The organism is Xanthobacter pollutisoli, assembly GCF_040044995.1.
Classification (GTDB): Bacteria; Pseudomonadota; Alphaproteobacteria; order Rhizobiales; family Xanthobacteraceae; genus Xanthobacter.
On record NZ_JBDZDP010000069.1, the window covers coordinates 1 to 1,523 of the forward strand.

The following is a 1,523-nucleotide window of genomic DNA, read 5'->3' on the forward strand; positions in this document are numbered from 1 at the left end:
CCCTCTCCTTCGACGCCGACTGGATGCGCGGCCAGTCGGTGGGCATCTATCCGGTGCGCAACTCCGGCCCCGAGCCGGTCATCGCCGAGCTCGAGAAGCTGCTGGATTCCGGCGAGAACGGGCTGAGCCAGAACCTCGTCAAGTTCCAGGCCATCGCCCGCCAGAACGCCATCATGGTGGTGGCCAGGAAGCCCGAGCTGCTGCGCACCGCCGCCAGCTGGATCAGCCGCCTCGACCGGGCCGACACCACCACCGCGGTCCGCGTCTACCGCCTGCGCTACGGCGAGGCGCGCCAGATGGCCAAGGTGCTGAACGACCTGTTCCTCGGCAGCGGCGCCTCCTCCGGCCTCGACCAGGCGCAGAGCCAGATCGCGCCGGGCGGCGGCACCTCGCTCACCACCGGCGGCGGCCAGGCCGGCTCCGGCGGCGCGGGCTCCGGCGGCACCGGCGGGGGATCGGGCGAGATGAGCGTGACCCAGCGCCTCGGCGTGCCCCCGCCGGCACAGCCGCCAGCGGTGGAGGGCGACGCCTCGGCCGGGGCGGGCGGCGGCGGGGCGCTGCTGCCGGGGGTGCGCATCACCCCCGACACGGTGAACAACTCGCTGCTCATCTTCGCCAGCCAGGAGAACTACCGCATCATCGAGCGCACCATCGCCCAGCTCGACCAGCAGCAGCTGCAGGTGGCCATCGAGGCGACGGTGGCCGAGGTGACGCTGAACGACACGCTGGCCTACGGCGTGCAGTTCTACCTCACCAGCAAGGACCTGGGGCTTGGGACCAACAACGGCTCGGTGATGAACACCCTGTCGGGGGCGATCACCGACCAAGCCATCAACCGCGTGCTGCCGGGCTTCAACCTTCTCGTGGGGCGGGAGAACCAGCCGCGGATGATCCTCGACGCGCTGCACACGGTGACCGACGTGAAGGTGCTGTCCAACCCCTCGGTGGTTGTGGTGGACAACCAGCGGGCGACGCTTCAGGTGGGCGACGAGGTGCCGGTGTCCACCGGCAGCGCGACGGTGCTGACCTCGTCCAACACGGTGGTGAACACCATCGAGTACAAGAACACCGGCATCATCCTGCACGTGGTGCCGCGGGTGAACGTGAACGGCCAGGTGCGGCTCGACATCGAGCAGGAGATCTCCAACGTGGTGCAGAACACCACGACGGGGAGCTCGGGGAGCAACAGCAGCACGCTGACGCCGACGGTGTCGCAGCGCAAGGTGAAGAGCACCATCGCGGTGGCGAGCGGTCAGACGGTGCTTCTGGCGGGGCTGATCAGCGAGCGGCGGGACGGCATCCGTCAGGGCGTGCCGATCCTCGATTCCATCCCCGGGGTGGGCGACGCCTTCGCCCATACCAACGGCACGGTGAAGCGCACCGAGCTCATCATCTTCATCCGCCCGCAGATCATCCGCGACAACGTGGACGCCCACACCGTCGCCGAGGAACTGCGCGCCAAGCTCAAGGGCACCATCGGCGTCCCGCCCGGCGCACCCCAGCCCCTCCTCCTCAACAGGTGA

Annotated in this window: 1 protein-coding gene; it reads left to right on the forward strand. The window is 69.5% G+C overall.

Annotated elements, in window-relative coordinates; translation table 11 throughout:
- The coding region (locus tag ABLE93_RS26875) for a secretin GspD/PilQ domain-containing protein (RefSeq protein WP_348842717.1) at positions 1-1,523 on the forward strand (1,523 nt) is incomplete at its 5' end.